This is a genomic window from Mycobacterium sp. TH-M103, assembly GCF_057473785.1.
In genome coordinates this window covers 1-6626 of sequence record NZ_JBYCLG010000342.1, presented here as the reverse complement: position 1 = coordinate 6626, position 6626 = coordinate 1, and the positions used below count along the sequence as shown (strand labels likewise).

Annotated in this window: 8 protein-coding genes; 3 read left to right on the top strand and 5 right to left on the bottom strand. The window is 68.4% G+C overall.

Translation table 11 applies throughout. From position 1 onward, the window contains the following. From AC2VOR_RS19050 to AC2VOR_RS19035, 4 genes are all read right to left on the bottom strand, one after another. On the bottom strand, nucleotides 1–731 hold a 731-nt coding region (locus AC2VOR_RS19050), incomplete at its 3' end, for an amidohydrolase family protein (protein WP_486964305.1). Between the two features lie 25 nt (nucleotides 732–756). Then, entirely contained in the window at nucleotides 757–1998 is a 1242-nt protein-coding gene (locus AC2VOR_RS19045) for a cytochrome P450 (RefSeq protein ID WP_486964304.1), read from the bottom strand. 1 nt (nucleotide 1999) lies between these two features. Further along, a complete protein-coding gene (locus tag AC2VOR_RS19040) occupies nucleotides 2000–2194 on the bottom strand; it encodes a ferredoxin (RefSeq protein WP_369737003.1) in 195 nt (64 codons plus the stop codon). A gap of 13 nt (nucleotides 2195–2207) precedes the next feature. Further along, entirely contained in the window at nucleotides 2208–2873 is a 666-nt protein-coding gene (locus AC2VOR_RS19035; protein ID WP_369737002.1) for a TetR/AcrR family transcriptional regulator, read from the bottom strand. A gap of 196 nt (nucleotides 2874–3069) precedes the next feature. Between AC2VOR_RS19035 and AC2VOR_RS19030 the strand changes: the two genes are divergently transcribed. Continuing rightward, nucleotides 3070–3714, top strand: coding sequence for a PAS domain-containing protein (locus tag AC2VOR_RS19030; RefSeq protein WP_486964303.1), 645 nt, complete (start codon nucleotides 3070–3072; stop codon nucleotides 3712–3714). Nucleotides 3715–3725: 11 nt separating this feature from the next. Here the strand turns inward: AC2VOR_RS19030 and AC2VOR_RS19025 are convergent, their stop codons facing one another. Beyond that, nucleotides 3726–4529 carry an SDR family NAD(P)-dependent oxidoreductase gene (locus tag AC2VOR_RS19025; RefSeq protein WP_369737000.1) on the bottom strand — a complete coding sequence of 268 codons (804 nt, stop codon included), beginning with the start codon at nucleotides 4527–4529 and terminating at the stop codon, nucleotides 3726–3728. A 130-nt stretch (nucleotides 4530–4659) separates the two neighbouring features. Between AC2VOR_RS19025 and AC2VOR_RS19020 the strand changes: the two genes are divergently transcribed. Together AC2VOR_RS19020 and AC2VOR_RS19015 are read left to right on the top strand one after the other, a co-directional pair. After that, nucleotides 4660–5415 carry an SDR family oxidoreductase gene (locus tag AC2VOR_RS19020; protein ID WP_369736999.1) on the top strand — a complete coding sequence of 252 codons (756 nt, stop codon included), beginning with the start codon at nucleotides 4660–4662 and terminating at the stop codon, nucleotides 5413–5415. Nucleotides 5416–5566: 151 nt separating this feature from the next. Next, nucleotides 5567–6529 (top strand): multicopper oxidase family protein, encoded by a 963-nt coding sequence (locus AC2VOR_RS19015; protein WP_369736998.1) that lies wholly within the window; start codon nucleotides 5567–5569, stop codon nucleotides 6527–6529. Nucleotides 6530–6626: the final 97 nt, after the last annotated feature.

Genomic DNA, 6626 nt, shown 5'->3' with positions numbered 1-6626 from the left:
CTGTTGAACTCGCACGGGCTCTTCGGCGGGGTTTCGCCGATGTGGTGGGTGAGCGGCAGCCCGGCGGCTTCGATCTCGTCCCACACGGCCCGCATGGACGTGCTGGCATAGTCGATCGGGTTTCCGTCGTCGTCCTTGCCGGGGTTCAGGGGCATCAGGAACGTCTTGATGCCCAACGACTTCAGCTCTTCGAGGGTCTTGCGGGTGCCCGTGGGGTCCCACCAGTTGATCAGTCCGGCGCCGTAGAAGCGGCCACCCGAGCGCTCCTGCAGCTCCGCGATGTAGTCGTTGTAGATGCGGAACGTCAGTTCGCGCAACGCCTTGTCCGGGTAGTGGAACAGCGCCAGTACCGCGTTGGGGAAGGCCAGTTCCTTGTCGACGCCGTCGTCGTGCAGTTCGGCGATGCGCGCCTCGATGTTGGTGCTCGCGGCCCCCGGCAGGTCGTCGTACTGCATCAGCACCGCGCTGAAGTCGCCGGGCAGGAACGACTGGCCCTTGCGCCCGACCTGGTAGGCGCCATCCTCGTACCAGATCCGCGGCGCCTTGTCCTTGAGGTCGTCGGGGAACCGCTCGTAGAAGATGTCGGAGGCCAAGGAGATGTGGTTGTCCGCGGAGAACACCACGGTGCCCTCGGGCAGGCCCACGTCGACGCCGCCGGCGTGGCCATGGCGATCCTTCGGTGCGCCGAAGCCTTCGGGAGGATAGAGCGAGACTGGGCTGGTTGTTGTCATCGTTGACCTTCCTTCGGGAGCGGGGCTACCAGGTGACCGGCAGTTCGTAGACGCCGTAGGCCAACCGGTCGTGCTTGAACGGCACCTCCTCGATCGGGACGGCGAGCGAGAGCGTGGGGATGCGGCGGAACAACGTTCGGTAGACGATCTGCAGCTCCGCACGAGCGAGCTGCTGACCCACGCACTGGTGTCTGCCGTACCCGAACGCGACGTTGCGATCCGCGCCCGAGCGGTGCAGGTACAGCCGGTCCGGTTCGGTGAAGGCATCGGCATCCCAGTTCGCCGGGGCCAGGTCGATGATGATGCCTTCTCCGGCGCGGATGACCTCACCGGCGATGGCGATGTCTTCCAGGGCGACGCGGCGCTGTCCGTTCTGGATGATGCTGAGGTACCGCAACAGTTCCTCGACCGCGTTGGCCACGATCTTGGGGTCCTCGGCGTCGCGGATGACGGGCACTTGGTCCGGATTCGCCAGCAGGGCAAGGACACCCAGTCCGATCATGTTCGAGGTGGTCTCGTGTCCGGCGATCAGCAGGCCGGTCCCGAGCTGGGCGGCCTCCTTGACGGTGAGCTCGCCCGCCCTGACCCGCTCGCCCAGATCGGACACCGCGTCCTCGCCGGGGTTCTCCATCTTGGCCTCGACCAGCCGGGCGAGGTAAGCGTTCAGGCTCATCGCACCCTTGGCGGTGTCCTCGCCGGTCGCGTAGCGCGCGAGCCCGACGGTGGCATGCTCCTGGAACATCTCGGCATCCTCGTAGGGCACCCCGAGCAGTTGGCTGATCACCAGCGACGGCACCGGCAGGGCCAGCGCGGCGACCAGGTCGGCGGGTCGCGGTCCGGCCAGCATCGCGTCGATGTGGTCGTCGGTGATCTGCTGGATGGTCGGGCGCAAGCCCTCGACCCGCTTGAACGTGAAGGGTTTCGACAGCATGCGGCGGAACCGGGTGTGCTCCTCGCCGTCGGCGGTGAACACCGATCGCGGCCGCTTGTGCACCGTGGACAACATGCCCGCGTTCCAGTGCGGGAAGCCGGGCACCCGGTCGTCGACGCTGACCCGAGAGTCGGAGAACAGCTCGCGCACTTCCTCGTAGCCGGTGACGAGCCACGGCGTGCTGCCGTCCCAGATGCGGACCCGGGACAGCGGCGCGGCCGCCGCGAGCGCCATGACATCCGGCGGCGGGGCGAACGGGCAGCCCGCCTCCCGCGCCATCGGATATTCCGGTATGCCCGAATCGATTTCGGTCCCTGCGGTCAGCGTGTCCGACATGTCACTCCTCGATACGGATGGCCAGTGCGGGGCAGGCGGCGGCCGCCCGGCGCGCGCCCTCGGCCTGATCGGGCGAGGGGCTCGGATTGAGCAGCACGACCACGCCGTCGTCGTCGCGTTGGTCGAAGATGTCGGGAGCGTTCAGGACGCAGTTGCCCGAGGACGCGCAAACGTCTTGGTCGACGGTCACTTTCACCTGCGGACCCCCTTCACTCGTACGATGTCACGGGCGCCAGCCACAGCCCCACCACCGCGTCGATGAGGCCGGACGCGGCGGCGCGCCAGGAACGTTGGGACGGCGACGCCCCGGCGGCGAGCGCGCGCTCGCGGTCGGCGCAGGTATGCATCAGCAGGTTGCGGGCCATGATGTTGCGGTCGAAATGCACCTCGGCGGGCAGGTCGGGCAGGCACCGGTTGATGCCCTCGACGACCTGGACCAGCGACGGCGAACTGAGCGCGCCCTTGACGATGATGTGGTAGTAAGCGGGATCGGTCATCGCCTGCGCGGCGAATCGCGCGTACCACGTGGGGCTCCCGAGTTCGGCCAGGTGGTCGGTGAGGGGCCGCACCAGGCAGGCGACCCAGTCGCGCAGTTGCGCCGGGTCTTCCCGCTTGAGCAGTTCGGCCACCATCTGCTCGCGAAGTTGCTCGACGGGCCCGCGGTGCTTCTGCTCGATGGCGCGCACCAGGTCGGCCTTGGTGCCGAAGTGATAACCCACCGCGGCGTTGTTGCCCTGGCCGGCGGCCTCGCTGACCTGCCGGTTGGACACCGCGAACATGCCGTGCTCGGCATACAACCGCTCGGCGGCCACCAGGATCGCCTCCTGGGTGGAGCTGGCCCGCTCGGTGCGAACGGCCCTGCCGGCTGCGGTCATTGCGTCAGTCAACCCCGCGCCGGCGATTAAGTCAAGCGATTGATTTAATCTTTGTCTCGGCCCGGCTACGCCGAGGCGCCGAGTTACCAAAGACCCTCGCGGATGGCGTTCACGTTGCGCCACGATGGAGTTTCCGTGTCGCGGCGCTGAAGCAACGGGCAGCCGGGCGCAGAAGCTTCATCAGGGAGGGACAACCGTGCTGTCAGCGCGACAGGCGGCGGAGATCGAGAATTCCGCGTGGTTTCAGACGAGATGGGCGCCGTATGCGCTCATCGACGCCGACTTACGCATCCGTTCGGTGAACGCGGCTTTCGAACGGGCTTCAGCACACCCGCGGGACGCCATGATCGGTCGTCCGCTGTTCGAGGTATTCCCGGACAACCCGGCCGACGTGGAAGCGGACGGCGTGGCCAACCTCGCCGACTCGCTGGAAAAGACGTTCCGCCGCGGGGCGCAACACTGGATGGGCGTGCAGCGCTACGACGTTCCCGACCGGCAGCGGCCGGGCGAGTTCCTCTACCGGGTGTGGATGCCGGTGAACTCCCCGATCCGCGACGGACGCAAGACAATCGCCGCGCTGCATCACAGCCAGGACATCAGTCGCGTGGTGCCGCCGGCCGCGAGCCGGCGATGCTTTCCCGGCACGGCCGAGTTCCGGAACACGGCCGACTCTCTCGGCCGGCAGTTTCCGGGGCTACCCGCGGAGGTGGTGCTCGGCGTGCTCACCCATTCGCACAGCGTGCTGATGGAAACGCTCGGAGCGCCGGATCTCGAGCAGGCGGGGCACCTGGCCAGGCTGCGGCTGGAGGCACGCGCGGGTCACCCCGCGCTGGAATCCTGACGGGTCTGGCCTCACTCGCTCCGCCGGATCGCCTTGCCGGCCACGGTCCCCCCGTCCACCGGCAGCACGGTGCCGGTGACGTAGCGCGACCGGCGGCCGGCGAAATACAGTGCGGCCTCGGCGATGTCGTCGGGGGTACCCTCGCGCTGCAGCGGGCGGTCGGCGCGCATGGTCTCGCGGATCCGCGCCTCGAAGCGCTCGGCCCGGCCCGGGTCCATGGTCGATGCCGACGAGGCCACCAACGGCGTCGGGATGTTGCCCGGCGCGATGGCGTTCACCCGAATGTCGTGTCGCGCCAACTCGATCGCCGCGGACTTGGTGAACTGGATGACCGCGGCCTTGGAAGCACGGTAGGTCAGCACGCCGCCACCGGCCTGGATTCCGCCGATCGAGGTGACGTTGACGATCGACCCGCCGCCGTGGGTGGCCATGTGCCGGGCGGCATCGCGCGTCCCCGCCATCACGCCCAGCACGTTGACGGCCATGACGCGGTGGAAATCGGCCAGGTCGTCCTCGAGGAGCCCCGGGTGCATGACGCCGGAGACACCGGCGTTGTTGACCATCACGTGCAGACCCCCGCATTCCCGCACGGCCGCGTCCACCAGCGCCCCGATCTGCGCGGGGTCGGAAACGTCGGTGCGCCGGAAGACGGAGCCGGCACCCAGCGCCGCGGCCAGCCTCTCGCCCTTGTCCGCGTCGACGTCGGCGACGACCACCCGGGCCCCCTCGGAGACGAACCGTTCGACGATGCCGCGACCGATGCCGGAAGCGCCACCGGTGACGATGGCCACCCTGCCGTCGAGTTCGTTGCCCACACGGAGAGTTAATCGGCGCGCGATGCATTAAGTCAAGCGATTGATTTAACCCGCCGGCGGACGGCGGATCGCCCACGCGGCCCCACCGGCCGTCGGTAGGGTCGGCAGCAAACTCACGAAAGGCTCGAGCATGAAGATCGTGGTTGTCGGCGGCACCGGGCTGATCGGATCGCAGGTGGTGGCCATGCTCAGCGAACTGGGGCAAGAGGCCGTCGCGGCCTCGCCGCGCTCGGGCGTCAACTCCCTCACCGGCGAGGGCCTCGGCGAAGCGCTCGTCGGCGCGCACACGGTCGTCGACGTGTCCAACGCCCCGTCCTGGGCCGATGACGACGTGCTGGAGTTCTTCAGCACGTCCACCCGTAACCTGCTGGAGGCGGAGCGGGCCGCCGGCGCCAGGCACCACGTGGCGTTGTCGATCGTGGGCGCCGAGCGGGCCTCCGAAAGCGGCTACATGCGGGCCAAGATCGCGCAGGAGAAGCTGATCGTGGAATCGGGTTTGCCGTATTCGATCGTGCGCGCGACTCAGTTCTTCGAATTCGTTGACGGCATTGCCGATTCGATGACCGAGGGGAACACCGTCCGCGCGCCGCGCGGGGCGTTCCAGCCCATTGCCGCCACGGATGTCGCCACGGCCGTCACGCGCGCGGCCGCCGGCGATCCGCTGAACCGGGTGACCAACGTCGCGGGCCCGGAAAAGCGGGGCATGGACGATTTCATCCGGATCCGGTTCGCCGCCACCGGTGATCGACGGGAGGTGATCAGCGATCCCGATGCCCGCTACTTCGGGGCCTTGCTCGACGACCACACCATCGTTCCCGTGGAGGGTGAGGAACTCACCGTCTTCCCCACCCGGTTCGGTGACTGGATGGCCGCGGGCGCGACCTAGCAGGCCACGATCGGGTTCGTCGACCACACCGCCGGGCTGCGGGATCACCGCATATTCGGCGAGAAAAGCTCTCAGCGATTGCGCCCCGCCCGCCGGTCGAGCACGGTATAAGGCTAGGGGGACCATCCCAGGACATGACCGAGGAGCTTTCATGGCCGTGCTGCCCACCGGCGGAGCCCCCTTCGAGGCCGCGCCGCTGACCAGGCGCGGGTTCATGGCCGCCGGCATCGCCGGCGGGTTGGCGCTGGCGGCCTGCGGGCAGTCCAGGCCGCAGGGTCCGGGCAACGCCGCGAAGATGGCCGACGCCATCGCCGCGGCCGAGGCGGCCCGGCCGCACAGCGGCCGCACGGTGACCGCCGCTCTGACTGCCCAGCGGACCGAGGTCGACCTGGGCGGGACCGTGGTGCGCACGCTGGCCTACGGCAACGGCGTTCCGGGACCGCCGATCCGGGCCAAGGTCGGTGACGAGCTCGTCGTCAGTGTGTCCAACCGGCTCGACCGCCCCACGTCGGCGCATTGGCACGGCATCGTGATCCGCAACGACATGGACGGCGCGGCGCCGGCCACGCCGAACATCGACGCCGGCCAGGACTTCACCTACCGCTTCTCCGTTCCCAACCCGGGCACCTACTGGGCCCATCCGCACGTTGGCCTCCAGGAGGACGCGGGCCTTTACCTGCCGCTGATCGTCGACGATCCGGCCGACTCCGGTTACGACTCCGAATGGATTGTCGTCCTGGATGATTGGACTGACGGTGTGGGCAAGAGTCCGCGCTATCTGTTCGACGAGCTGACGTCGGCGAACAAGCCCGGCGCGCACAGCACGCCCACCACGACGACAACCAGCGCGGCGCCGGAGTTGTCGCGCGGGGCGACCATCGCCTTCGACAACACCACCATGATGTATCACCCGATGCACCTGCACGGCCACACCTTCCAGCTGATCAACTCCGACGGCACGCCCGGCCCGCGCAAAGACACCGTGATCGTGCTGCCGAAGAAGAAGCTCAACGCCGTCCTCGTCGCCGACAACCCGGGCGTGTGGCAGCTGCACTGCCACAACACCTATCACATGGCCGCCGGGATGCAGACCCGCCTGGACTACCTCTTCTGAGGGCTCTTCTGGGAACTCCGTGGGTCATGGGATGGCCGGATAGAGCTGGAGCCCGCCGAGGTGGAAGTAGATCGCGGTCTTGAAGTGCTCGCGGTTG